The sequence below is a fragment of the Qipengyuania profundimaris genome (assembly GCF_030717945.1).
GTDB classification, from domain to species: Bacteria; Pseudomonadota; Alphaproteobacteria; order Sphingomonadales; family Sphingomonadaceae; genus Qipengyuania; species Qipengyuania profundimaris.
In genome coordinates this window covers 1,756,382-1,781,578 of the sequence record NZ_JAVAIM010000001.1, presented here as the reverse complement: position 1 = coordinate 1,781,578, position 25,197 = coordinate 1,756,382, and the positions used below count along the sequence as shown (strand labels likewise).

Below are 25,197 nucleotides of genomic sequence, written 5' to 3'. Positions count from 1 at the left end.
CTGCATGTTCCGGATCAGTCGTAGGTTACGCCGAGCAGCCCCTGCCCGCCATCTGCGATGAATGCGTCGATGCGCTCTTCCAGAACGGGCAGCGGGACGGAACCCAGCGCGAGCACGACATCGTGAAATTTGCGGATATCGAAGTTCTCGCCAAGCTCCGCTTCGGCCTTACCGCGCACGCGGCGAATAGTCATCTCGCCGAGTTTGTAGGCCAGCGCTTGTCCGGGCCAGCTGATGTAGCGATCGACCTCGGTGCCGACCTCGTGCTCGGACAGCGCCGTGCGCGAGGCGAGATAGCCCATCGCCCTCTCCCGGCTCCAACCGTAATGATGGATGCCCGTGTCGATCACCAGCCGCACCGCGCGCCACATCTCGTAGCTGAGCTGGCCGAAACGTTCGTAGGGCGTGCGGTAGATGCCCATCTCGTTGCCGAGATATTCGGTATAGAGCCCCCACCCCTCGCCGAAGCCTGAGAAATAGGTTTGGCGGCGGAACGGCGGTGCCGCGTCCCGCTCCAGCGCGATCGCTGCCTGAAAGGAATGGCCGGGGGCGCATTCGTGCATGGTCAGCGCCGGGATGTTGTAGACCGGACGCGAAGGCAGGTCGTAGGTATTGATCTGGCAAAACTCTAGCCCGCCCCTGCCCGCGGTGTAGAACGGGGCGATGGCCGGATCGACCGGGCGGATGCCATGGCGGTAGCGCGGCAGGAAGCCGAAATACTCGCCCAGCCGGTCGTCGACCCGCTTGGCAGTATAGGCGGCGACACCCATCAGTTCGTCGGGCGTGTCAGCCACGAACTGGGGATCGGTGCGCAGGAAGGTGACGAACTCGGGCAACGTGCCCTCGAATTCGGCTTCCGCCTTCACCGTCTCCATCTGTGCGGTGATTCGCGTCACTTCGTCGAGGCCGATCCGGTGGATTTCCTCGGCACTCAGGTCGAGAGTCGTATATTCCCTGATCTGTTGGGCGTAATAAGCCGCACCGTCGGGAAACTCGCGTGCTCCGAGCGTGGTGCGGGTGTTCGGCAGATACTCGTCGCGAAAGAAGGATAGCAGTTCGCTATAGGCAGGCGTTACCGCGTCCCTGATGGCGGCCCTGCCCTTGGCCAGCAGACGCTCGCGGTCTTCGGTGGAAAAGCGCTCGGGCATTTGCGCGAAGGCGCCCCAGAACGGGCTTTCCTCGGAATTATCGACGATATAGGCCGTCAGCGAACGGTCACGGCCCTCGAGGGTGACGCGCGGCACGCTGAAGCCGCGAGCCAGCCCCGCGCGGGCATTGGCGGTGTGCTCGGCGAAAAAGCGCGGGATGTCGCGCATCCGGCCGATGTAGCGTTCATACTCCTCGACTGTCGCAAACCCGCGCGATGCGGCGAGATAACTCCAGAAGTTGTTGTCGCTGTCGAAGGGCATTTCCCATTCGCGGAATCGGGCATCGCCGATCTCGGTTTCGAGCAGGTGGCGGAACACCGCCGCATCGATCCGCCCCGCATCGCTGAACTGCGACTCGTCCAGCGCTTCGAGCCGTGCCAGCATTGCCTCAGCATATTCGGCTCGCGCCAGCTGCGCTTCGGGCGTGACCGACGCGAGGCCGCTGCCAGGCGACGTAGCGCCCAAATCCGAAACGATGCGCCCGGCGTCTTCAATCCGCTGGTCGTACCATTGCTCGGTCAGAGCCGACAGGCGATCGTCGCTGGTTTCCTGCGCTACGGCAGGCAACGACCAGGCAGAGGCGACGAGGACCGCCGCTCCGAAGATTGCAGTCCTCATCAAGTCATCCCCTCGAATTCAAAGGTCAGTCCGGCTTCTTCGCCACGCCGACCATGGCCGGGCGCAGCAGGCGGTCCTTGATCATGTAGCCGGCCTGCATTTCCTGCACGATCGTGCCGGGTTCGGCTTCGTCGGTCGGCACTTCCATCATCGCTTGGTGCTGGTTCGGGTCGAGCGGCATGCCGGTCGAGGCGATCCGCGTGATGCCGTTCTGGGTGAAGACCTTTTCGAGTTCGCGCTGAGTCGCTTCGATCCCGGCGATGAAATGCTTCGACTTCTCGTTCTCGCGCAGTTCTTCGGGGATATGGTCGAGCGCGCGAGCGAGGTTGTCGGACACACTTAGGATGTCGCGCGCGAAGCCGGTCGCGGCGTAGTTGCGAGCGTCCTGCACTTCCTTCTCGAGGCGGCGGCGTACGTTCTGCGTGTCCGCGCGCGCATAAAGCACGTCCTGCATCGCAGCTTCGAGATCCGCTTTCAGCTTGGCAAGCGCCTCGTCCAGCGGGTTTTCTTCGCTCGTTTCGTCGGCCTCGCCGTCATCGCGCATGTGTTCGGGCACGCCTTCCATCTCTCGCGCCACTTCTTCATCGACCGCCTTGTCTTGCGGCTCGTTCTTGTTCTCTTCGGTCACTGGTAAACCCTGTCAGCCTATGCGTTTGCCCAAGGATCGGGCCGTGAAATCCACCATGGGGACGACGCGCGCGTAATTCAACCGAGTCGGGCCGATCACGCCCAGCACGCCGACGACCTTGCCCTCACGGTCGCGATAGGGCGAGGCGATGACGGACGAGCCGGACAGCGAGAAAAGCCGGTTCTCGCTCCCGATGAAGATACGCATGGCCTCGGCGCGGCGGGCCCGTTCGAGCAGGGCGGACACCGACTGCTTGCTTTCGAGGTCGTCCAATAGCGAACGCACCCGCTCGATATCGGACAGCGCGCTGTCGTCCAGCAGGTTCGCTTGTCCTCGCACGATCAGCACCGGGCGATGGCTCGCATCCTCGCTCCATGTCGCAAGTCCCCGTTGAACGAGATCGCGACTGGCCTCGTCGAGCGCGGATTTGCCCGAAACGATCTCGGCTTCGACCAGCTTTGCCGCCTCGGCCAAAGTCCGGCCCGATGTTCGCGCGGTGAGGTAATTGCTCGCCTGTTCGAGCGAGGTGCCAAGTGCCTCTGCCGGAAGTGCGAGCACGCGGTTTTCGATATGCCCATCCTCGCCCACCAGCACCGCGAGCACGCGATTGGCGTCGAGCGCGGTCAGAGAGACCTGCGCCAGCTTCGGTTCGCGCGTCGGGACCATCACCATGCCTGCCGCGCCGGATAGGTCGGACAGGAGGGCGGAAGTTTCTTCCAGCGCCCGCTCGATGGGCCCCGGCTCACCGAGGCGCTGTTCTATGGCGGCACGCTCCTCCCGCGTCGGTTCGGCGACCTGCATCATCGCATCGACGAACAGGCGCAGCCCGGTCTCGGTCGGCATGCGTCCGGCACTGGTATGCGGGGCTGCCAGCAATCCGCGCTGCTCCAGCTCCGCCAGCACCGAGCGGATGGAAGCCGGCGAAAGGTTCAGTCCGCCATCGGAAGCGAGCGCTTTCGATCCGACCGGCTGCCCGCTATCGAGATAGCCTTCTACCACAAGGCGGAAGATATCCCGCGCGCGGTCGGACAGGTCGGTGAGCGGCGGGGAATTCATTCCCTCTATCTAGCCCGTCCCCTTGCGGCCTCAAGACCCTTGCGCCAAACGCACACCCGAGATTCGACTGCATTGGAGAATGAGAATGCGACCTTCAGGACGCGCGCCCGACGAAATGCGCGCCATCACCATCGAAACCGGCTACACCAAGCATGCCGAGGGCAGCTGCCTGATCAGCTTCGGCGAAACGCGCGTGCTATGCACTGCAAGCGTCGAAGAACGCATCCCGCCGTGGCTGCGCGGAAAGGGCGAAGGCTGGGTGACGGGCGAATATTCGATGCTCCCGCGCGCCACCCACACCCGCGGCCAACGTGAGGCGGCCAAGGGCAAGCAGAGCGGGCGAACGCAGGAAATCCAACGCCTTATCGGCCGTTCCTTGCGCGCCGTGGTTGATCACAAGAAGCTCGGCGAGCGGCAGATCACACTCGATTGCGATGTGATCCAAGCCGATGGCGGCACACGGACGGCTTCGATTTCCGGAGCTTGGGTCGCATTGCGTCTGGCCGTCGACGGGCTGATGAAGTCGGGCGCAATCACGCGGGACCCCATCACCGCCAAGGTCGCGGCAATTTCCTGCGGCGTTTATCAGGGCACGCCGGTGCTCGACCTCGATTACCCCGAGGACAGCAATGCCGATGCCGATGCGAACTTCGTCCTGATCGAAGGTGGCAAGATTGCCGAAGCGCAAGCGACTGCCGAAGGCGCACCTTACGATGAAGAGGCTTTCCTGCGCCTCTTGCGGCTCGCCCAGATGGGTTGCGCGCAGATCTTCAAGGCACAGGACGAGGCGACGCGCAAATGACCCGCCGCCTCGGTTCCGGCAGCCTCGTGATTGCGACGCATAATGCGGGCAAGCTCAAGGAGATATCCGCGCTGCTGGAACCGCATGGCGTGAAATGTCTCTCGGCAGGCTCGCTCGGCCTGCCGGAGCCTGCTGAAACGGGTACGACGTTCGTGCAGAATGCGCTGATCAAGGCGCGGGCTTCGGCGGAGGCCTCAGGCCTAGTCGCGCTGGCCGACGATAGCGGTTTGTCGGTCGATGCGCTCGATGGACGGCCGGGCGTTTACACGGCGGACTGGGCGGAGCGGCAGTGGTTCGAAGGCGATCCGGGCCGCGACTGGTACATGGCCATTGGCAAGGTCGAGGGGATGCTACAGGAGAAAGGCGCCGATGCGCCACGCTCCTGCGCTTTTCACTGCGTCCTCGCCCTCGCCTGGCCCGACGGCGAATACGCGGTCTACGAGGGCAAGGCTCCGGGCACATTGACCTGGCCGCCGCGCGGAACGATGGGGTTCGGCTACGACCCCGTTTTCGTCCCGGTTGGCCGCGAGCAGACTTTCGCCGAGCTCGATCCGGCCGAAAAACATGCCATCAGCCACAGGGCCGATGCGTTTAAGAAGCTGGTGGCCGAGCAGTTCGGCTGAGGATCAATAGGCTTTACGGCCCCAGACATTTCCGGCGGGCCAGTACCGGCACACAAGCACATCGTTGCCGCGTGCGGTTATCCAGGCGCAGCCGACTTCTTGCGTATCTCGCCACACGACCTGTGTGTAATGCGCGACGTCGGCCCACTTGCCGGTGCGCGAGATGTGGGGAAAATTGCCATGCTGGTAATGCTTCTTCTCTTCGATGAAGAGGTTAACGGCAGTATCTACGGACCAATATCCGGCGGTGCCCATCCAGAGATTTTCGCCCGTGCCGTTGCGAACTGCTCGATCGGCATGCTGGAGTCGGCCCTTGCGCGAAAGCTCGTGTGCCCACTGTTTCGCCTCGCGTTCCAGATGCACGTTCCACTTGAGCTCCGGCAATCGCAAGCGTTGGCGTTCTGCATTATGAAGATGCAGGATGCGCGCGGCTGTATGCACGTCGCTCGACGCAGTGTTGCGCGACGACGCGCTTGCGGCGACGCCGACGCCCGTGGCACATAGCAAGCTCACAGCGCCGATCACCGGCGCTATCCATTTTTTCGACCCGTCCATGCAGGCCATGTTTTCGCCTGCAGGGTTAAGATAAGCTGAAGGCGACCTTGGCGCGCGCACTCTACATCCACTGGCCATTCTGCCTCGCAAAATGTCCGTATTGCGACTTCAACAGCCACGTGCGGGCGACGCATGACGATGATGCGTGGCGGGAGACGCTGATTGCCGACATGCGCCATGAAGCGGCTTCGATCCGCTCTCAGGAAAAGCTCGCAAGTATCTTTTTCGGCGGAGGAACTCCCTCGCTGATGCCCCCTGCCTTGGTTGCCGAATTGCTTCAAGAGGCCGAAAGGCTTTGGGGCTTCGAAGGCGATATAGAAATCACGCTGGAAGCCAATCCATCCTCTGTCGAAGCTGCGAATTTCGCGGCGCTTTCGACTGCGGGGATCAATCGTGTCTCGCTCGGCATTCAAAGCCTGCGCGACGAGGCGTTACGTTTTCTCGGTCGATTGCATGGCGTGGACGAGGCACTGAAAGCCGTCGAAACGGCGCAAACGCATTTCGAGCGCGTCTCAATCGACCTCATATACGCCCGGCCGAAGCAAACCGATGAGGAGTGGCGCACCGAGCTATCCGAAGCTCTGGCCCTGGGGACGAGCCATATGTCGCTCTACCAGTTGACCATCGAGCCGGCGACGCGCTTCGCCTCAGACGTTCGGCGCGGGATTTTCGACCCGCTCGACGACGATCACGGAGCCGATCTTTACACGCTGACGCAGGAGATGACGTCAGCGGCGGGCCTGCCGGCCTATGAGATCAGCAACCATGCTAAGCTTGGCGAGGAGAGCCGTCACAATCTTACCTACTGGCGTTACGAGGATTATGCCGGGATCGGCCCTGGCGCGCATGGCCGACGCGGTGGCGTCGCGACGACACGCCATCGCAAGCCGGAGAACTACCTCGCTGCGGTTGAGCGGCAGGCGCACGGTATCTCCGAAGCGCGCGACCTCGATGCGGCCGAGCAACTATCCGAAGCGCTGCTCATGGGTTTGCGCCTCGCCGAAGGGATTGACGCCACGGCGCTCTCCCGCCGTTTTGGTCTCGACGCCGAACGGGCGATCGAGTTCGACAAGCTCGCGCTCTACACTAACCTCGGCATGATCTGGCAACGCGGCAGCCGGATCGGCGTAACGCCGCAAGGCATGCCGCTGCTCGATGCGCTGCTGGGTGAACTGGTGTCCGCAGACCTCGTGACGTCATGAGCAAAGCCGAGCTTCTGCAAGCCTGGCACGACCACCTTGCTATCGGCCAACGCAAGTCGCCGCATACGGTTCGCGCCTATCACAAGGCGGCAGAAGGGCTCCTGACCCGCCAAGAGCTGACCGACTGGCCCGAGGTCGCCACACTGACGGCAACCCGTCTGCGCACGCATATGGCATCACGACGCGCAGAAGGACTGGCGAACTCCTCGGCTGCGCGGGAACTGTCGGCGCTGAAAGGCTTCATTGCCTTTGCCCGCGCGCAGGCTGGCCATGGCGTCACCGATCCGCCACGAATGCGAGGGCCGCGGATCAAGAAGGGCCTGCCCCGCCCGGTGACGCCCGACGATGCGACTGCGCTCGCGGAGACGGTCGAGACGATGGCTGGCGAGGCCTGGACCGGCGCACGCGATCGGGCGGTGCTCCTGCTGCTCTATGGCGCTGGGATGCGAATAGCCGAGGCGCTTTCCCTGACCGCCGATGTCCTCCCGCTCGGCGAGCGGCTGACCGTCACCGGAAAGGGCGGCAAGCAACGCGTCGTCCCGATCCTGCCCATCGTCAGCGAGGCGGTGGCCAACTATGTCCGCCAATGCCCATGGCCGCTGTCTACCGGCGAGCCGCTGTTCCGGGGGGCGAAAGGCGGTCCGCTGTCGCAAGGTATGGTGCAGAAGGCGACGGCGCGAGCCCGCAAGGCCCTGGGTTTGCCCGATACTGCTACCCCGCATGCGTTGCGGCACAGTTTCGCCACCCATCTGCTGGGCGCCGGAGCAGACTTGCGGAGTCTCCAGGAACTGCTCGGCCACGCAAGCCTCGGCTCGACGCAGATCTACACGCAGGTCGATGCTGCGAAACTACTTGAGACCTACCGCACCGCCCATCCGCGCGACCGGGATTAGGACTCGCTTTCCGATGGCTTCCATTTCCACACCCGCCAGGCATACCACACGGCGCCAAGTCCGATGAAACCGCCGACCGCCCAGCTGGCATAGGTCTCGTATTCGCCGATCAGTCCCGCCAGGGATCGCCCTCCCCAGATCAAGGCACCGTTCCAGACCAGCGATCCGAGGAATGTGAAAAGCAGGAAGCGCCAGAGCTTCATCCTCGCCAAGCCGGCGGGTAACGAGATGATCGTGCGAAGGAATGGCGAGAAGCGGAGCAGGAAAACGATCCAGTCGCCATGCTTGCGAAAGATGCGACGTGATTTTTCGAATTCCTCCCATTCGAAGGTCAGCCAGCGTCCGCGCTTTGCGATGAAGCGCTTGAGGTCCTCCTCGCGCCAGCGTGAGCCGAGCCAGTACCAGAAATAATTTCCCGCGACCGTCCCGAGGGTTCCGATGATGAGCAGCGGCGCGAAGGTCATGCGCCCTTGCGCCACCAGCACGCCGCCGTAGCCCATGATGATTTCGGACGGCATCGGCGGGAAGATGTTTTCCAGCGCCATCAGGATAAATATCCCGATGTAACCGCCGCCGGCGATGGCATTGAGAATGAAGCTGTTCACGCAGGCACCAACGCGCCCGGTCGGCTATTGCTCCGAGTGACGGCGCTCGATGGCATCCCAGATCAGCCCGGCGGTGTCGGTACCGTTGAACTTGTCGATGGCGACTATCCCGGTCGGAGAGGTCACGTTGATTTCGGTCAACCACTTGCCGCCGATTACGTCGATGCCGACGAACACCAGCCCGCGTCGTTTGAGCTCGGGACCCATTGCCGCGCAGATTTCTTCCTCGCGTTCGGTCAGTGTCGCCGCTTCGGCGTGACCTCCCTGCGCAAGGTTAGAACGGAACTCACCTTTCCCCGGGAAGCGATTGATTGCCCCAGCAAATTCGCCATCGACCAGCACGATGCGTTTGTCGCCTTCGCTGACTTCCGGGAGGAATGGCTGGACCATGTGTGGCTCGGGCCAGGTCTGGTCGAAGACCTCGCTTAGCGCCGACAAATTCGTCCCGTCTTTGTCGATCCGGAAAATTGCTTTGCCGCCATTGCCGTGCAGCGGCTTCACCACGACCGAGCCGTGCTTTTTCTGAAAATCGCGCAGATCGTCGAGGTGCCGGGCGACCAGCGTCGGCGGCATATACTGCGCAAAATCCAGCACGAACATCTTCTCTGGCGCATTCACCACTTCGCGCGGGTCGTTCACGACGAGCGTCGTGCCCTTAAGCCGGTCTAGCAGGAAGGCGGCGCTGATGTAGCCGAGGTGGAACGGCGGATCCTGCCGCATCAGGACGACGTCGATATCCTTCGCGAGATCTGCCCTGCGCCGTTCGCCGGCCGTGAAGTGGTTGCCCTCGACCCGCTGGACCGTGACCGGCGCGACATGCGCCGTGATCCGGCCGCGAGGACTGCCGTCGCTTTCGTAAGCCAGCGTCGAGACGTCGTACTGCCACAACTCGTGCCCACGGGCCTGCGCCGCCAACATCAGCGCGAAAGAGCTGTCGCCAGCGATGTTGATGCTTTCCAGCGGGTCCATCTGGACGGCGACACGCAGACTCATCGGCGGCTCCTCAGGGTTGCCAGGCGTTGGCGATGTGGCGGGGGAAGCTGCCGGGCGCAAGCAGGATTACGTCGATCCGTATGTCCTCGCCGTTCTCGGCATAGCGATGCGCGACGGCCTCCACTGCCGCCGCCACGCGCGACAGGCGGTATTCGTCGATCGCATGGTCGAGATCGGCCCGCTTGCGGCGCCATTTGACTTCTATGAACGCGACCACATTGCCCCGCTTGGCGACCAGGTCGATCTCGCCCGCCGGGGTTTTCACCCGTGTATCGAGAATTTGCCAGCCCTTGGCTTTCAACCAGAACGCCGCTCTCGCCTCGCCGTCGCGGCCGCTCTTTTCGGCGAGCTGCCGCCTCATTCAGCGCGCAGTTCCAGAGCGCGGGCGTAAAGATCCTTGCGCTCCAGTCCGGTTTCCCGCGCGACGCGGGCGGCGGCCTGAGACGGCTTGAGCGTTGCCAGCGCGTCGCGCAGTAGGATGTCGGCATCGGCCTCGCTCGCTTCCATCGGGATCGGCGGACCAACCAGCAGGACGATCTCACCCTTGGGAGGATGCGACTCGAAATAGGCACGCAGGCCGTGCGGAAGCCCGCGGCGGACTTCCTCGTGCAACTTCGTCAGCTCCCGCGCGACCGCAACCTCGCGATGCGGCAGCACCTGTTCGATCGCGTCGAGCGACTTGAGCAGGCGGGGCGCGGTTTCGTAGAACACCAGCGTCGTGTCGATGCCGCCAAGTTCCTCGAGCATTTCCCGTCGCGCCTTGTCCTTTGCCGGCAGGAACCCTGCGAACATGAACCTGTCGTTCGGCAGGCCGGACAGCGACAGACCCATCACCGCCGCACATGCGCCGGGCAGCGCGGTCACAGGAATGCCCTCGGCGCGGCAATCGTTGACCAGCCGGTAGCCTGGATCGCTGACCAGCGGTGTGCCCGCATCGCTGACCAACGCCACCGCCCGCGTCCGCATCGATTCGACCAGTCGCCCGCGATCGCGATGCTCGCTATGATCATCGTAGCGCCATAGGGGCTTGGAGATGCCTAAGTGCTTGAGCAGCTTGCCCGTCACCCGCGTATCCTCGCACGCAACCCCGTCGCAGGCGCGCAAAACATCGACAGCACGCAGGGTGATGTCACCGAGGTTGCCGATTGGCGTCGCCACGATATACAGCCCGGGCTCGAGGCTTTTTTCGGGAAGTGCGGGATCGCTCACCCCCTCCCCATGAACCATTGGCAAGGGATGCGGCAAGATGAAGCGCTGGACTATCGACCGTAGAACGCTGGCAACCGCAGCGCTGGCCACGCTGCTGGCCGGTTGCGCCGTCATTCCGCGCGGGGCGGAACGGCCCGCGCCGGTCGATCCGACGCCTACGCCGGAACCGAGCGCGACTGCCCTGCCCGAAGACCAGACCCGCCACCGTGTCGCGCTTTTGGTGCCGATGTCCGGGTCGAACGGTAACGTGGGCCAGGCGATCGCTAACGCGACGACGATGGCGCTGCTCGATACGAATGCGGAAAACCTGCGAATTACGACTTACGATACTGCGCAGGGTCCGGAGGCGGCAGCGCGGCAGGCGGTGGCGGAAGGCAATAGCCTGATCCTCGGCCCGCTGCTCGGCAGCAATATCCCGTCGGTGCTTTCGGTCGCCCGGTCGGCGGACGTCCCGGTCATCTCTTTCTCCAACGATACCAATGCCGCCGGCCCGAATGTCTTCATCATGGGCCACATTCCCGAACAGTCGATCATGCGAACGGTCGAATATGCGCGAGAGCGCGGTGCGCAGAATTTCGCGGTGATCGCACCGGACGGTGCTTATGGCGTCCGTGCCGAGGAAGCCATGCGACGGGCGACTGCGGCCTATGGCGGCAGCGTGGTGTGGACGGAGCGCTATTCGCGCGGAAACACCTCCATCGTCAGCGCGGCGGAGCGGCTGAAGGCGCACGGCGGCTACGACACCGTGCTGATTGCCGATGGCGCGCGGCTATCGATCCAGGCGGCCGGCGCGTTGAAGTCGGGCGGCGGGTCCGCCCGGTTACTCGGCACCGAATTATGGAGCGGGGAAAGCTCGCTGACACGCGCACGCGCGATGAACGGCGCTTTGTTCTCCGCCGTGTCGGACAATCGCTACAAGCGCTTCGTCGACAGCTACGAAGCGCGCTTTGGCGGCCAGCCCTATCGAATCGCGACGCTCGGCTATGATGCGGTGCTGCTAACTTTGCGGGTCGCGCGCGACTGGCAGGTCGGTCGTCCCTTCCCGGTGCGCGAGTTGCGCAGTTCGGACGGTTTCCTCGGTCTCGACGGAGCGTTCCGCTTCGGGCCGAGCGGCATCGTCGAGCGCGCCATGGAGGTCCGCGAAGTGCGCGGCGACAGCGTCGTGGTGGTTGCCAACGCCCCTTCCGGCTTCTGAGCGGGGCGGATAACCTCGCCCGCGCGCTTGTAGCGCGGCTCTGCGGCACGATATAGCCGGTCTCATGTCCAACGATCTTTTCGAGAACACGCCGACTTCCAGCGGCGATTACGATGCCTCCTCTATCGAAGTACTGGAGGGGCTCGAGCCCGTCCGTCGTCGCCCGGGCATGTATATCGGCGGCACCGACGATCGCGCGCTGCATCACTTGGTCGCCGAAGTGCTCGACAACGCGATGGACGAGGCGGTGGCGGGCCATGCGAGCCGCATCGAAATCCGTCTCGACGAGGGCAACAAGGTCACCGTCTCGGACAATGGCCGCGGCATTCCCGTCGCGGAGCATCCGAAATATCCGGGCAAGTCGACGCTCGAAGTAATCCTCACCACGCTGCACTCGGGCGGCAAATTCTCGGGCAAGGCCTATGCGACCAGCGGCGGCCTGCACGGGGTCGGCGTCAGTGTCGTCAACGCGCTGAGCAGCGACACGCGGATCGAGGTCGCGCGCGACAAGACGCTGTATGCGCAGGAATTCGCCAAGGGGCACCCGTCGGGCAAGCTGGAGGAACTGGGGCCGACCCCCAACCGGCGCGGGACCACCGTCAGGTTCGTGCCCGACACCGAAATCTTCGGTGACCGGAAGTTCAATCCCAAACGCCTGTTCAAGCTAGCCCGCTCCAAGGCCTATCTCTTCGCAGGCGTCGAGATCCGCTGGAAATGCGCGGAAAGCCTCGCATCCGAAGACGTACCGGAAGAAGCGGTCTTCAAGTTCCCCGGCGGCCTCGCCGACCATCTGGCCGAGCAGATCAACGGGCGCGAGTGCGTTACCGCCCAGCCTTTCGCCGGCAGCCAGGATTTCCCCGAAGGCGAAGACGGCAGCCAGCAGGGCCGCGTCGAATGGGCGATCGCCTGGCCGCTCTTCTCCGACGGTTCGACCAGCTGGTATTGCAACACCGTTCCGACGCCCGACGGCGGCACGCACGAGCAGGGATTGCGCGCCGCGCTCACCAAGGGCCTGCGGGCCTTCGGCGACCTCACCGGGGTCAAGAAGTCGAAGGACCTGACCGCCGACGATGTGATGGTCGGCGCGGAGGTGATGCTCAGCGTCTTCATCCGCGATCCACAGTTCCAGAGCCAGACCAAGGACCGCCTGACCTCGCCCGAAGCCGCCAAGATGGTCGAAAACGCGGTGCGCGACCACTTCGACCATTTCCTCACCGACAATATGGACCGCGGCAAAGCGCTGCTCGGCCAGGTGATGGAGCGCATGGACGAGCGCCTGCGCCGCAAGCAGGAGCGCGAGGTCAAGCGCAAGACCGCGACCAATGCCAAGAAGCTGCGGCTGCCCGGCAAGCTCACCGATTGTTCGGGCGAAGGCGATGGCGAGACCGAGCTGTTCATCGTCGAAGGCGATAGCGCCGGTGGCAGCGCCAAGCAGGCGCGCAACCGCAAGACCCAAGCGATCCTGCCGATCCGCGGCAAGATCCTCAACGTCGCCAGCGCCACGGCAGACAAGATCCGCGCGAACAGCGAAATCGCCGATCTGTCGCTCGCCATGGGTTGCGGCACGCGCAAGGATTGTGACCCGGAGAACCTGCGCTACGACCGCATCATCATCATGACCGATGCCGACGTCGACGGAGCGCATATTGCAACGCTGCTGATGACCTTCTTCTTCCAGGAAATGCCCGATGTCGTGCGCGGCGGGCACCTCTACCTCGCCCAGCCGCCGCTCTATCGCCTGACCGCGGGCAAGGAGAGTCGCTACGCCCGCGACGACGCCCACCGCGCCGAGCTGGAAGAAACGGTGTTCAAGGGCAAGAAGGTGGAAGTCGGCCGCTTCAAGGGCCTCGGCGAAATGAACCCCGCCCAGCTGCGCGAAACCACGATGAACCCCGACACGCGTTCGCTCATCCGCATAACCCTACCCGCGGAATTCGAGCAGCGCGCGGTGGTCAAGGAACTCGTCGACCAGCTCATGGGCCGTAACCCGGAACACCGCTTCAATTTCATCCAGAACAACGCCGGCGAATTCGACCGCGATATGATCGACGCCTAGCCCGATCTTTCCGTGTGCACATGTAGTTCGCCCTCGAGCGTTCTGTGTACCGGGCACTTGTCGGCAATCTCGATCAGCTTTGCACGCTGGTCTTCCTCCAGACCGGCGCCCTCGATCGTGATTGTACGGTGGAGCGCCTGTAGCTGCTTGCCCTGCTCCATCGCTTCGACATGGTCGCATTCGTCCGCATGCTGGCGTTCGTGGCGCACTTCGACGGTCACGCCGTCCAGCGGCCACTTCTTGCGATCGGCGTACATCTTCATGGTCATCGCAGTGCAGGTGCCGAGCGCGGCATTGAGCAGGTCGTAGGGCGTCGGGCCGGTATCGTCGCCGCCGTAGCCGCGCGGTTCGTCGGCGATGAAGCGGTGCGCCTTGGTGTGGACCTCGGTGCCGAACTTGCCGTGGCCGGTCTTCACGACCACGCCGTCCTCCGGCATCGGCCAGTCGTCGCGTAGGGGTAGATAGCGCTGCGCCCAACCGGCGATGACCGTGGCGGCGAAGCGCGCGTCGGCTTCCTTGACCAGCAGGTGATCCGCGCCTTCGAGGCTGACGAAGCTCTTGGGATGCTTCGCCGCCTGGAACAGCGCGCTCGCGTGCTCGATGCCGACGATCTGGTCCGTCGGCGAGTGGAGGAACATCAGTGGCTTGCGGATGCGGGCGACCTCGGCCAGCAAATCGGCGCTTTCGACCTTGTCGAGGAATTCCTTGCTAAGGCTGAATTCGCGGCCGCCGATGGTGACCGTGGTATCCTCGCCAGCCCGGACCGCCTCGAGGTCGCCATCGATATTCTCGAGCACATGCGGCACATCGCTGGGCGCGCCGATCGTGGCAATCGCGGCGACGTGGTCGGAGCCCAGATCGTCGGCTGCGGCCAGCACGGCCGCGCCACCGAGCGAGTGCCCGACCATCAGGATCGGCCCTCCGAAACGCTCGACTAGCTTGCGGGCCGCGTCGACCAGATCGCTGACATCTGTGGCAAACCCCGCGCGTCCGAACTCGCCCTCGCTACCGCCGAGGCCGGTAAAATCGAACCGCAGCGTCGCAATGCCTTCCTGCGCCAGCGCCCGCGCCACGGTGACGGCGGCCTTGCTGTTCTTCGTGCAGGTGAAGCAATGCGCGAACAGCGCAGCGCCCCGCACAAGCCCCGTCGGGAGTTCGAGGGACCCTTCGAGCGCATGGCCCGCTTCGGTCGTGATGCTGAGTGCTTCTGTCGGCATATTCTCTCCTGTCCGTCCGGCGGGCCATGGAGGTTACAACGCCCCCTTGCCCTTCGCGTGCCCTCCCCCTAACGCTCCCGTCAAGTTGCAAGGGAAAACCGATGGCCGACAACACTTCCGACCAGACACGTTTCGAAGGCACCCAGTCCTATATCGCCACCGAAGACCTCAAGGTCGCGGTGAATGCGGCCGTAACGCTGCGCCGTCCGCTGCTGGTGAAGGGCGAGCCGGGTACGGGCAAGACGGTGCTCGCGCACGAGATTTCGAAGGCGCTCGATGCGCCGCTGATTGAGTGGAACGTGAAATCCACCACCAAGGCGCAGCAGGGCCTCTACGAATACGATGCGGTCGCCCGCCTGCGCGACGGCCAGCTCGGCGACGAGCGGGTGCACGAGATCTCGAACTACATCAAGAAGGGCAAGCTGTGGGAAGCCTTCACCAGCGAACAGCTGCCCGTCCTGCTGATCGATGAGATCGACAAGGCCGACATCGAGTTTCCCAACGACCTGTTGCAGGAACTCGATCGCATGAGCTTCGACGTCTACGAAACGCATGAACGGATCGAGGCGAAGGAACGTCCGATCGTGGTAATCACCTCGAACAACGAGAAGGAACTGCCCGACGCATTCCTGCGTCGCTGCTTCTTCCACTACATCAAGTTTCCCGATCGCGAGACGATGCAGGAGATCATCGACGTCCATTATCCCGATATCCAGAAGACGCTGGTCAAGAAAGCGATGGATATCTTCTACGAGCTGCGCGAAGTGCCCGGCCTCAAGAAGAAGCCCAGCACCAGCGAGTTGCTCGACTGGCTGAAGCTATTGATGAACGAGGACATGCCGCTCGAGACGCTGCAGGACGCCAATCCCAACAGCGCCATCCCGCCGCTCCACGGCGCGCTGCTCAAGAACGAGCAGGACGTGATGATGTTCGAGCGTCTCGCCTTCATGGCCCGGCGCCAGAGCTAGCAACGTCCAGTAAGCAGAAAGTAGCGAAAGGGCGCGAACCAAGTCGTTCGCGCCCTTTTTTGCGTATCGACAGGGGGATGCAATCAGCGGAAGCTGTACGCCAGTTCGAAGTCGCCCCAGCGGCGACCGTTGATTACGATCGGCACATAGACATTGCGCACGACGACGTAATTCTTCCCGTCCCCTTCCTGGCGATAGACCGCCATCATGAATGCATCGTTCTGCTGTTTGGCCTTCTTGTCGATACCGTACAGCATGATGCGACCGTTCCTGCAGTAGGTCGTATCGTGCGTGATGTCTCCGGTGGGTTTGCGGCAACGGTCGCTGATATGCGTGGGAAGGAACCCGTTCATGTCGGCCTGCGAACACATCATGATCGCGCCGCCTTCTGCGACCACTCGGTCATTTACGGGGCGCCAATTGGCATCGGCCCAATTGCAGAGGGACGTCCTGTACTGCTTGGGATTGGTGCCTGCGACATGCACGTAATTCTGGTCGAACAGCTGCTCCATAGTCAGTGAGCTATCGGCCAACGCGTTCTCGGCAAGCTTGGTTATCTCTTCGGCATAGCTTCTAGCCTTATCCACCATCAGGCTGTCGTCGGGCGAAAGTCCGGCTTTGACCAGATTGTCGAACATGTCGCTGGCGGTCAGTTCGAGATCTTCCATGCGGTCGTGCGCAGTGGCGAGCTTCTGCTCGTTGTCGCTGACCGCGGTGTCGAAATCGCCAAGCGTATCCTGGACGCGGTGAACATGTTCCGAAATGGTTGCGGTATTGCGGGCAATCTGGTCCTGCTGCTGATCGACCTCGCCGATCAGTTCGGTGACGCCCTGAAGCGTATGTTCGATGGCAGTGACCGAACTCTTGGCCTCGGCGCTGGCGGTGGCGCCGACCTGGATTTTCTCGATCACCTGTTCGGCTTCTTCGCCAAGCGTGTCGATCGTCCGGCCGATTTCCTCGGTCGCCCGGCGCGTCTCGCTGGCGAGCGTTTTCACCTCGTTGGCCACGACGGCGAAGGTGCGGCCTTGTTCGCCAGCTCGCATCGCCTCGATCGTCGCGTTGAGAGCGAGGATGTTCGTCGTTTCGGCAATCTGGTCGATTTCCTGCGAACTGCGGCGGACCTGATCCATCGCCGCCGCGAAGCCGGTGACATGCTCGGTCAGCGTTTCGACTAGGCCGAGAAGATTACCGATCTGACCGAGCGAATTGCCGATAAGTTCGGAACCCTGGGAAAGCCGCTCGATGGCGCGCTGCGATAGCAGTCGCGCTTCGTCGGTCGCTTCGAGCACCATACGCTGGTCTTCGTCGAGTGCGGACACCGTGCCCTGCAATTCGACATATTCGGAGCGCAAGTGGCCGAACGAGTCGATGACGCCTTGCACGATCCCCGCGACATCGGAGCATCCGACCGTAACCTTGCCGCAACTATCCGGAATTGCCGACAAGTCCTTGCTGTCCGTCATCGCGATTTCGCGCATTTCCATGCTTGGCCACGTCCCTGTATTTCTAGACCCGATTTAGGGGTTAGACGGGAATGGTTATTGCCCGGTTAAGCAGCTTCCGCCGATTTTCGCTTCGCCATCGCGGTAGAGGGCGCTAAGCCTGTGTCATGTTTTTCAATTTCGTCGACGAGCTGCGCGCTGCCGGAATTTCGGCAAGCTTCAAGGAACACCTCACACTGCTCGAGGCGCTCGACAAGGATGTGATCGAGCAGACGCCGGAAGCCTTCTACTACCTCTCCCGCGCGACCTTCGTGAAAGACGAAGGCCTGATCGATCGCTTCGACCAGGTCTTTGCCAAGGTCTTCAAAGGCATCCTGTCCGATTACGGCCAGAACCCGGTCGATATTCCGGAAGACTGGCTGAAGGCCGTCGCCGAGAAGTTCCTCTCCGACGAGGAGATGGAGAAGATCAAGTCGCTTGGTGACTGGGACGAGATCATGGAGACGCTGAAAAAGCGGCTCGAGGAGCAGGAAAAGCGCCATCAGGGCGGCAACAAGTGGATCGGCACCGGCGGCACCAGCCCGTTCGGCAATTCAGGGTACAACCCCGAAGGCGTGCGGATCGGCGGCGAAAGCAAGCACAAGCGCGCGATCAAGGTGTGGGACAAGCGCGAGTTCAAGAACCTCGACAACACCAAGGAACTGGGCACCCGCAACATCAAGATGGCGCTGCGTCGCCTGCGTCGCTTCGCGCGTGAGGGCGCGGCGGACCAGCTCGATATCGACGCGACTATTGACGGCACGGCGAAGCAGGGGTGGCTCGATATCCATATGCGACCGGAACGGCGCAATGCGGTGAAACTGCTGCTGTTCCTAGATGTGGGCGGATCGATGGACCCGTTCATCAAGATCACCGAAGAGCTGTTCAGCGCGGCCACCAGCGAGTTCAAGAATCTCGAATTCTTCTACTTCCACAATTGCCTTTACGAAGGCGTATGGAAAGACAATCGCCGCCGCTGGCAGGAACGGACCAAGACCTGGGATATCCTCCACAAATACGGCCACGACTACAAGGTCGCGTTCGTCGGCGACGCAGCGATGAGCCCCTATGAGATCACCCATGCGGGCGGCAGCGTGGAGCATATGAACGAGGAAGCGGGCGCCACCTGGATGCAGCGGGTCACCAACACCTATCCCGCGACCGTCTGGCTCAATCCCGTGCCCGAAAAGCAGTGGGGATATTCGCAGTCGACAAAGGTGATGAAGCACCTGGTAAACGACCGGATGTATCCGCTGACGCTGGATGGCCTCGACGACGCGATGCGCGAATTGAGCCGCAAGCAGGGTTAGGACGCCTTGCGGCACACCCGCTTCGAGGCGGTCCGCCACCGGCTCGAGCAGTTCGATCCGGGCACGGGCTGGCGGCTGTGGCTCTACGAATTTCTGCTATTCGGCTTCAAGCAGGCTTGGGCCTGCCTTTTCGGGGGCTTGATGCTGGCCCTGCTTCTAGCGACGCATCTGTATTATCCCGACGACGCGTCCCTGCCCCGATACGATTTCATCACCTTGGCAGCCGTTGCAATTCAGGCTGCGATGCTGGCCTTCCGGCTCGAGACTTGGTCCGAAGCCAAGGTCATCCTGATCTTCCACATCGTCGGCACGGTGATGGAGCTGTTCAAGACGGCAGCGGGATCGTGGATCTACCCCGAACCGAGCGTGCTGCGGATTGGCGACGTGCCGCTATTCTCGGGGTTCATGTACGCGGCGGTAGGAAGCTACATCGCCCGCGTCTGGCGCATCTTCGACTTTCGCTATTCGCACTATCCCGCACGCTGGGCGACCTACGCGCTGGCGGCGGCGATCTACGTGAACTTCTTCGCCCATCACTGGCTCCCGGACGTCCGCTATTTGCTGTTCGGGGTCACGATTCTGCTGTTCTGGCGGACGAGAATTCACTTCCGCAATTGGCTGGCGCATCGTTGGATGCCGTTGCTGCTTGGATTTTTCCTGGTCGCATTATTCATCTGGGGTGCAGAGAACATCGGTACCTTCGCTCGCGCCTGGACCTACCCGGGGCAGGAGGACGGCTGGCAGCCGGTCAGCCTCGCCAAACTGGGAAGCTGGTTCTTGCTGATGCTGATCAGCTTCGTCCTCGTCAGCCTTGTTCACCCGGTGCGCGAGCCAGTATGAGAGCAACGAAGGAGAACTCGATGCACTATCTTGTGCTACCCGCCCTCGCCCTCGCAGGGGTCGCCATTGCTGCGGAGCCCGACGAAGAACGCGCGGTATCGGGCGAGATCGAAATGGCAGCGGAAGCAACACCGTGCGATGGCAGCGTGCCGGTTTTCAATCCCGAAGGCTGTCCTGAAAAGCCGATCGACGTGGACGAGTGCGAGCAGACCATCACGCAGGTTCGCGACGCGAATGGCCAGCCTTCGCTGCGGCGGGAGGGAGCCGTCCCGGAAGACGCCGAGATGATCGCGGCGGTCGATCACCGGATCGATGGATGTAGCGTCATGGTGATGCACAACGACACGTCGGATGTGCGCCCGGTGCCCGAACTGGACGATCGCGTCGAACTGATCCCCGCCGGCTAGTCCTGCTTGTCCAGCTCGTCATTGAGACGCAGGCTGCATCGCCAGAAGAAGAATGCCGGAATGAGACCGAGGAATGCCGCGCCATAGAGGACGTAGCGCACGCTTTCCTCGCCATATTCTGGGCGCAGCCAGTCGGACAGCATGCCGAAGAATAACGGCCCGAGGCCCAGCCCGATTAGGTTCTGGAAGAACAGGAGAACTGCGGCCGCGATGGCTCTTGAGCGGAGAGGCACCAAACCCTGCGCCGCGGAGTAGGTGGGTCCGTAATACAAGGAGTTCAGCAGCGTCGGCACGAACAGCAGGATCAGGCCCATCTGCCAAGTCTGCGCCTGATAGGCGAGAAACGCGATCGGCGCTGCAACGGCCATGCCTATGGCCGGCGCCGTGAGAACGTGGCGACGGTTCTGCGATCCGAAGCGGTCCGCAAGCCAGCCGCCGAGCACGGTCCCCACGATGCCCGCGGCGCCGTTCACGATGCCGAACCAGAAGCCGACCTCGCCCGGCGACATGCCATGGGTCCGCTGGAAGAAGATCGTCGTCCAGGTGACCTTGCCATAGGCGAGAAACGCGGCCGCCGATCCGGCACATAAAAGCAGGACGAAGGCGCGCGAGCGCATGACCTTGCCCATCGCCTTGAAGAACGGGACCACGTCATCGGTGCCCCTCTGGCGTAGAACCTCGAGGCTGTCCTTACGGCGCGGCTCTTTCAGGACGAACCACACAATCAGGGCGAGAACCACGCCCGGAATACCAACGAACAGAAACGCCCTGCGCCACCCCACCCAATCGGCGAGGACTCCGCCGATGAGCATGCCGAGCAGCGTTCCTATCGGGATCCCAAGCGCATAGAAGGCCAGAGCGGAACTGCGTTTTTCCGGCGGCACGAGATCTGAAATCAGCGAATGCGCCGGCGGAGTGCAACCGGCCTCTCCCACACCGACGCCGATGCGGGCGAGAAGCAGTTGAATAAAATTCTGCGCTACGCCGCACAGCGCGGTCATCGCCGACCAGGTCGCCAAGGCCAATGCAATCAACCGCGGTCGATTCGTTGTCGGCCTGTCGGAATAGCGCGCAATCGGCAGGCCGAGGACGGTGTAGAACAGCGCAAATGCAAGGCCCGTCATCAGGCCGATCTGCGTATCGCTCAGACCCAGATCCTGCGCGATCGGTTCGGCCAGGATGTTGACGATCTGCCGGTCGATGAAATTGAAGATGTAGACGATCAACAGAATCCAGAGGGTGGCGCGCACTGAACTCTGCGCTGCGCCGGTGGGTGCCGCTGTCGCCATCAAACTCTCTCCCGAAGCGCGGGTATGCCCGTCACTTTCGGTCAAGCAACCCTATCCATTGGCTTTCGTCAAGCGTTCTTCGACCGATCGAAAGTCCGGTTTGGTGCCACGGGTGGCTCAATACGAATCCACCGCGTCGAACAGCGCCGCGATTTGCGCCTGCTCGATTTCGTCGAGGTCAGGATGCCAGATGTCGAAAATCAGGACCAAGCGGTCGGTCTGCGAGTGGTTCCAGGCTTCATGTTCGATCGTGTCGTCGAAAACCATCAGCCGACCTTTTTCCCAAGCGCGCGTCGATGTGCCGACCCGGAGGGCCCCGTCACCCGGCACGACCAGTGGGAGGTGGCATATGAGGCGCGGGTTCAGCATCCCGGTATGCGGGGGAATGTGCGCACCAGCCTTCAGAAGGGAGAACATGATCGTCGGTGCGCGCTTGGGTATCCGGCACTGGGGAGCGAAGTCGGTAATCGCACCAAAGGTGTGCGGGCAGAGCTTCACCCGGTCCGCGATCGGCTTCTCCGAATCGATAAGATCGAAGGTGCTCCAATCGTCATTCTCGAGCAGACCGTGCGAATTGCCCTGTGGGCGGTCTTCGGTGCGCTTCATGTAAGCCGCGAAGGTTTCACCGCCATCCATGAGGGCTTTCGCTTCCGAGACGATCTGCTCGGTATATGCTTCGAGTTCTTCTACCCAGGACCAGCCAGCGGTATCGTAATATTCCGCATAGGGCAGATCGGGATAGAAATAGGTCGTCGGCATTCGGAGATATTGCTCGCCGGTGTTTTCGCGCTGGAATTGGCCGGTCATGATCGCGATGCTTTTGGCAAATCTCGGATGCCATTCCGATTGCGGGAAGCCCTGCCGTTCCAGCGATGCATGGAGATGGCGCACATAGCCCTGCTCGATGTCCTGCAAGCGCCGCAAGGCTCTTTGCGCCGTGGGCCGATCATATGGCGCTCCTGCTTCGGCCTGTTTCAAGGCGGCAGTGTAGTAAGCGGAAGCGGCGCGATGATCGCCAGCATCGAGGCGAGCATCGCCTTCAGCCACAAGACTGGCGAAATCCGGCGCGGCCTGGGTCATCCGTAGAGCAGGTGCGGCGCGATTGTCTGGCGCCATGCAGTTTCGTCTGCGTCCGCGAGGCTATCCAGGTCGCCGGGTTCGGCTTCGCTGTCATCCACCCATTCGCGCAAACTCGGCCCGCCGTTGATCACGTCGATCGCGAGTCGCTCTAGCTCGTACTCATAGGGAAAATCGCGCCACAGATCGTAGTCCGGATAGAGGTTGCGGATCGCCTTAAAGGCCAGCGCCTGAAGCCGCCACGGTCGGAACTCGTGATGATCGTAGAAGGGGCCTTCCGCGTGGATCATCAGTGAGTTGCAGAGCTTCCCGGCGTGCTTGTGGAACGTCGGCTCGAACCAGCACTCGCGCAAAGCGCAGCCCCGAAGCCATGCAGGAGCAAGTCGCTCCATCTCTTTCATAACGCCGCCTGCATCGACATCGGGCGCGCCGAACAGCACTTCGAGCGGCCGGGTCGTCCCGCGACCCTCGCTCAGTGTCGTTCCCTCTATCATGACGGTACCGGCATAGGCCCGCGCCATATTGACGGTGGCGGCATTCGGGCTCGGATTGATCCATACCCGGTCTTCCGGCCAGCCAAAGCCGGGCGCATGACCGGGCTTCCAGCCGACCATCTCGATCACCTTGTAATCGAGGTCGAGGTCGAAATGCGCTTTGAACCAGTGGCCCATTTCGCCCATCGTCATGCCGTGCCGCATCGGCATGGGCGCCGCGCCGACGAAGCTTTCCTGTCCAGGGACCAGCAAGGTGCCTTCCACCGGCCCGCCAGCGGGATTGGGGCGGTCAAGAACCCAGACCGATTTACCCGCCTTCGCCGCCTCTTCCATCAGGTAGAGCAGCGTCGTCACGAAGGTGTAAATGCGGCAACCGAGATCTTGGAGGTCGAACAGGAAAACGTCCGCCGTCGACATCATCTGTCCGGTCGGTCGCCGGACCTCGCCGTAGAGGCTGAAAACCGGGATATTGTGGCGCGGATCGGTCTCGTCCGCCGTCTCGACCATATTGTCCTGCTTGTCGCCCTTCAGCCCGTGCTGCGGCCCGAAGGCAGAGGTGACGTTGACCCCGCGTTCGATCAGCGCGTCGAGCGAATGGTGCAGTTGCGCGGTGACCGAAGCCGGATGCGCCACCAGCGATACGCGCTTGCCCGCCAGCGGGGCGCGAAGTTCGTCTTCGGTCAGAAGGCGGTCGATGCCGAATTTCATGGCGCGGTGGGTGCCGCAAGCGTGCCCGTGAAGCAAGCAGGTTCATGGAAATCCGGCACATCGCCCGAATGGCAGAGCGCCCAGTAACTTTTCGTGCCGCCCTGCTCTTCTAGGATGCAGGTCATTCCATAGTCGCAATCGACTGACGGTATCACATCGGCGGGGATGGCCGCATCGAAGATGGCGAAGCTGCTGCCGGGCCGCATGGTGCAATCAGGCTCGCGAGCCATGGGGAGTTCTCGCATCCCGTTTCGCGGCGCATCGAAGGCATACGCGTTCCAACGCTCCGACGGGGACAGGTTCAATTCCAGGTATGACGTGCCGCCTTTGGGCTTCACGAACATCTCGAAGCAGGTGGTTTGCCAAAGGCAGTCCGCCCGTCCCCGCCCCGCAAACTTCGGTACGACAAGGCTCTGCACGCCCTCGACGCGCCAACGGACACGCAACCAATTGGGGTCGCGGCCGATGATCTTCGCCGTCACGGAGGTTACGCTCGCCGCAGGATAGGCGGCATGCGGCACCAGTTCATGCGTTTGCACGGGCGTCCTTACCTGCTAGCGCGCGCTCCATCATGAGCAGCTTTTCCTCCGACCTCCTGCGCACCCTCGAAGAGCGCGGCTATATTCACCAGATCACCAATGGCGAGGCGCTGGACGCGCTAGCTGCCAAGGGCACGGTGCCGGGCTATATCGGCTTCGATGCCACCGCGCCATCGCTGCACGTGGGAAGCCTTGTGCAGATCATGATGCTGCGCCGGTTGCAGCAGGCCGGGCACAAGCCGATCGTCGTGATGGGGGGCGGCACGACCAAGGTGGGCGATCCCAGCGGCAAGGACGAGAGCCGTAAAATGCTGACCGATGCCGATATTGACAAGAATATCGCCGGCATCCGCAAGGTCTTCGAGCGCCTGCTGACCTTCGGTGACGGGCCGACTGACGCCGTGATGGTCAACAATGACGAGTGGCTAAGCGAGCTCGGCTATATCGAGTTGCTGCGCGATGTAGGCCCGCACTTCACTGTCAATCGCATGCTGACCTTCGATTCGGTCAAACTGCGGCTTGACCGCGAGCAGCCGCTGACGTTCCTCGAATTCAACTACATGATCCTGCAGGCTTACGATTTCCGCGAGCTGGCGCAGCGCTATGGCTGTCAGTTGCAGATGGGTGGGAGCGACCAGTGGGGTAATATTGTCAATGGCATGGAGCTTGCCCGCCGCATGGATGGCAGCGAGCTGTTCGGACTGACGACGCCGCTGCTCACCACCGCCGACGGATCGAAGATGGGGAAGACCGCGGCGGGTGCCGTCTGGCTCAACGAGAACCAGCTACCAAGCTACGACTTCTGGCAGTTCTGGCGCAATGTCGATGACCGCGATGTCGGGCGCTTTCTACGGCTGTTCACCGATCTTCCGCTGGATGAGATCGCCAGACTTGAAGCGCTGGAAGGTGCCGAGATCAATCAGGCGAAGACGATGCTGGCCACCGAGGTCACCGCACTGGTGCGCGGGCGCGAGGCCGCAAATGCCGCCGCGCAGACGGCCAGCGACACCTTCGCGGGCGGCGGCTCGGGGGAAGAACTGCCCTCGCTTTCGGTTGGGAGCGACGGCATGCGGATCGGTGCCGCGCTCACCGCGCTCGGCTTCACGGCCTCCAATGGCGAGGCGAAGCGCAAGCTGGCGGAAGGCGCAGTCAAGCTGGACGGCGAGGTGGTCGGCGACCCCGGTTTCCTTGTGAATGTGGCGCCCGATACGGAGATCAAGCTCAGCCTGGGCAAGAAGAAACACGCGATTTTGCGCCGCTGAACTTGGCGGTCGTCGCCTTGCG

The 25,197-nt window shown here is 62.7% G+C and carries 25 protein-coding genes; 11 read left to right on the top strand and 14 right to left on the bottom strand.

Annotation, left to right across the window (positions count from 1 at the left end; genetic code table 11):
- Positions 1-14: 14 nt before the first annotated feature.
- From Q9K02_RS08805 to hrcA, 3 genes are read right to left on the bottom strand one after another with little or no spacing between them, the layout of a single operon-like run.
- Positions 15-1,766 (bottom strand): DUF885 domain-containing protein, encoded by a 1,752-nt coding sequence (locus Q9K02_RS08805; protein ID WP_305932557.1) that lies wholly within the window; start codon positions 1,764-1,766, stop codon positions 15-17.
- 25 nt (positions 1,767-1,791) lie between these two features.
- Complete coding sequence (gene grpE, locus Q9K02_RS08800; protein ID WP_305932556.1) at positions 1,792-2,394, bottom strand: nucleotide exchange factor GrpE; 603 nt, start codon at positions 2,392-2,394, stop codon at positions 1,792-1,794.
- A 12-nt stretch (positions 2,395-2,406) separates the two neighbouring features.
- Positions 2,407-3,450, bottom strand: coding sequence for a heat-inducible transcriptional repressor HrcA (hrcA, locus tag Q9K02_RS08795; RefSeq protein ID WP_305932555.1), 1,044 nt, complete (start codon positions 3,448-3,450; stop codon positions 2,407-2,409).
- An 85-nt stretch (positions 3,451-3,535) separates the two neighbouring features.
- On the opposite strand from hrcA, the gene rph reads away from it, so the two are divergent.
- Positions 3,536-4,252 carry a ribonuclease PH gene (gene rph, locus Q9K02_RS08790; protein WP_305932554.1) on the top strand — a complete coding sequence of 239 codons (717 nt, stop codon included), beginning with the start codon at positions 3,536-3,538 and terminating at the stop codon, positions 4,250-4,252.
- Positions 4,249-4,875 (top strand): RdgB/HAM1 family non-canonical purine NTP pyrophosphatase, encoded by a 627-nt coding sequence (gene rdgB / locus Q9K02_RS08785; protein WP_305932553.1) that lies wholly within the window; start codon positions 4,249-4,251, stop codon positions 4,873-4,875. Before rph ends, rdgB begins: the two co-directional genes overlap by 4 nt.
- A 3-nt stretch (positions 4,876-4,878) precedes the next feature.
- On the opposite strand, the gene Q9K02_RS08780 is transcribed toward rdgB, so the two are convergent.
- Complete coding sequence (locus Q9K02_RS08780) at positions 4,879-5,439, bottom strand: CAP domain-containing protein (RefSeq protein ID WP_305932552.1); 561 nt, start codon at positions 5,437-5,439, stop codon at positions 4,879-4,881.
- 38 nt (positions 5,440-5,477) lie between these two features.
- Here Q9K02_RS08780 and hemW point away from each other — a divergent pair, with 38 nt between their 5' ends.
- Both hemW and Q9K02_RS08770 read left to right on the top strand, forming a co-directional pair.
- On the top strand, positions 5,478-6,632 hold the full coding sequence (hemW, locus tag Q9K02_RS08775) for a radical SAM family heme chaperone HemW (RefSeq protein WP_305932551.1): 1,155 nt from the start codon (positions 5,478-5,480) through the stop codon (positions 6,630-6,632).
- Entirely contained in the window at positions 6,629-7,525 is an 897-nt protein-coding gene (locus Q9K02_RS08770) for a tyrosine recombinase XerC (RefSeq protein ID WP_305932550.1), read from the top strand. Before hemW ends, Q9K02_RS08770 begins: the two co-directional genes overlap by 4 nt.
- On the opposite strand, the gene Q9K02_RS08765 is transcribed toward Q9K02_RS08770, so the two are convergent.
- Genes Q9K02_RS08765 through rsmI form a run of 4 tightly spaced genes read right to left on the bottom strand, consistent with a single transcriptional unit; the run spans position 7,522 to position 10,350 of the window.
- Positions 7,522-8,130: a DedA family protein gene (locus Q9K02_RS08765; RefSeq protein ID WP_305932549.1), complete on the bottom strand. Its 609-nt coding sequence runs from the start codon at positions 8,128-8,130 to the stop codon at positions 7,522-7,524. The two genes, Q9K02_RS08770 and Q9K02_RS08765, sit on opposite strands and share 4 nt — an antisense overlap.
- Before the next feature lie 24 nt (positions 8,131-8,154).
- Positions 8,155-9,123 carry a glutathione synthase gene (gshB, locus tag Q9K02_RS08760; RefSeq protein WP_305932548.1) on the bottom strand — a complete coding sequence of 323 codons (969 nt, stop codon included), beginning with the start codon at positions 9,121-9,123 and terminating at the stop codon, positions 8,155-8,157.
- Between the two features lie 10 nt (positions 9,124-9,133).
- Complete coding sequence (locus tag Q9K02_RS08755) at positions 9,134-9,484, bottom strand: YraN family protein (protein WP_305932547.1); 351 nt, start codon at positions 9,482-9,484, stop codon at positions 9,134-9,136.
- The gene (rsmI, locus tag Q9K02_RS08750) at positions 9,481-10,350 is read right to left on the bottom strand and encodes a 16S rRNA (cytidine(1402)-2'-O)-methyltransferase (protein ID WP_422785424.1); all 870 of its coding nucleotides are present in this window, start codon (positions 10,348-10,350) and stop codon (positions 9,481-9,483) included. The genes Q9K02_RS08755 and rsmI overlap by 4 nt, the downstream gene beginning before the upstream one ends.
- A gap of 19 nt (positions 10,351-10,369) precedes the next feature.
- Here rsmI and Q9K02_RS08745 point away from each other — a divergent pair, with 19 nt between their 5' ends.
- On the top strand, positions 10,370-11,527 hold the full coding sequence (locus Q9K02_RS08745; protein WP_305932545.1) for a penicillin-binding protein activator: 1,158 nt from the start codon (positions 10,370-10,372) through the stop codon (positions 11,525-11,527).
- Positions 11,528-11,591: 64 nt separating this feature from the next.
- On the top strand, positions 11,592-13,583 hold the full coding sequence (gene parE, locus Q9K02_RS08740; protein WP_305932544.1) for a DNA topoisomerase IV subunit B: 1,992 nt from the start codon (positions 11,592-11,594) through the stop codon (positions 13,581-13,583).
- Here parE and Q9K02_RS08735 read toward each other — a convergent pair.
- Positions 13,580-14,800 (bottom strand): bifunctional alpha/beta hydrolase/OsmC family protein, encoded by a 1,221-nt coding sequence (locus tag Q9K02_RS08735; RefSeq protein ID WP_305932543.1) that lies wholly within the window; start codon positions 14,798-14,800, stop codon positions 13,580-13,582. The two genes, parE and Q9K02_RS08735, sit on opposite strands and share 4 nt — an antisense overlap.
- Before the next feature lie 101 nt (positions 14,801-14,901).
- On the opposite strand from Q9K02_RS08735, the gene Q9K02_RS08730 reads away from it, so the two are divergent.
- Positions 14,902-15,768: an AAA family ATPase gene (locus Q9K02_RS08730; RefSeq protein ID WP_305932542.1), complete on the top strand. Its 867-nt coding sequence runs from the start codon at positions 14,902-14,904 to the stop codon at positions 15,766-15,768.
- A gap of 83 nt (positions 15,769-15,851) precedes the next feature.
- Here Q9K02_RS08730 and Q9K02_RS08725 read toward each other — a convergent pair whose 3' ends face one another.
- Entirely contained in the window at positions 15,852-17,252 is a 1,401-nt protein-coding gene (locus Q9K02_RS08725; RefSeq protein WP_305932541.1) for a methyl-accepting chemotaxis protein, read from the bottom strand.
- Between the two features lie 125 nt (positions 17,253-17,377).
- Between Q9K02_RS08725 and Q9K02_RS08720 the strand changes: the two genes are divergently transcribed.
- Genes Q9K02_RS08720 through Q9K02_RS08710 form a run of 3 tightly spaced genes read left to right on the top strand, consistent with a single transcriptional unit; the run spans position 17,378 to position 19,806 of the window.
- Positions 17,378-18,559, top strand: a complete 1,182-nt coding sequence (locus Q9K02_RS08720) for a vWA domain-containing protein (protein WP_305932540.1) — start codon at positions 17,378-17,380, stop codon at positions 18,557-18,559.
- A 6-nt stretch (positions 18,560-18,565) separates the two neighbouring features.
- Positions 18,566-19,399: a DUF817 domain-containing protein gene (locus Q9K02_RS08715; RefSeq protein ID WP_305932539.1), complete on the top strand. Its 834-nt coding sequence runs from the start codon at positions 18,566-18,568 to the stop codon at positions 19,397-19,399.
- Positions 19,400-19,419: 20 nt separating this feature from the next.
- The gene (locus Q9K02_RS08710; RefSeq protein WP_305932538.1) at positions 19,420-19,806 is read left to right on the top strand and encodes a hypothetical protein; all 387 of its coding nucleotides are present in this window, start codon (positions 19,420-19,422) and stop codon (positions 19,804-19,806) included.
- Here the strand turns inward: Q9K02_RS08710 and Q9K02_RS08705 are convergent.
- The 4 genes from Q9K02_RS08705 to Q9K02_RS08690 form a co-directional block, all read right to left on the bottom strand.
- Positions 19,803-21,095 (bottom strand): spinster family MFS transporter, encoded by a 1,293-nt coding sequence (locus tag Q9K02_RS08705; protein ID WP_305932537.1) that lies wholly within the window; start codon positions 21,093-21,095, stop codon positions 19,803-19,805. The genes Q9K02_RS08710 and Q9K02_RS08705 overlap by 4 nt on opposite strands.
- Positions 21,096-21,212: 117 nt before the next feature.
- The gene (locus Q9K02_RS08700; RefSeq protein ID WP_305932536.1) at positions 21,213-22,175 is read right to left on the bottom strand and encodes an aspartyl/asparaginyl beta-hydroxylase domain-containing protein; all 963 of its coding nucleotides are present in this window, start codon (positions 22,173-22,175) and stop codon (positions 21,213-21,215) included.
- A complete protein-coding gene (locus Q9K02_RS08695; RefSeq protein ID WP_305932535.1) occupies positions 22,172-23,374 on the bottom strand; it encodes an exo-beta-N-acetylmuramidase NamZ family protein in 1,203 nt (400 codons plus the stop codon). Before Q9K02_RS08695 ends, Q9K02_RS08700 begins: the two co-directional genes overlap by 4 nt.
- Positions 23,371-23,856, bottom strand: coding sequence for a DOMON-like domain-containing protein (locus Q9K02_RS08690; protein WP_305932534.1), 486 nt, complete (start codon positions 23,854-23,856; stop codon positions 23,371-23,373). Before Q9K02_RS08690 ends, Q9K02_RS08695 begins: the two co-directional genes overlap by 4 nt.
- A gap of 89 nt (positions 23,857-23,945) precedes the next feature.
- Between Q9K02_RS08690 and tyrS the strand changes: the two genes are divergently transcribed.
- Positions 23,946-25,175: a tyrosine--tRNA ligase gene (gene tyrS / locus Q9K02_RS08685; RefSeq protein WP_305932533.1), complete on the top strand. Its 1,230-nt coding sequence runs from the start codon at positions 23,946-23,948 to the stop codon at positions 25,173-25,175.
- Positions 25,176-25,197 lie beyond the last annotated feature (22 nt).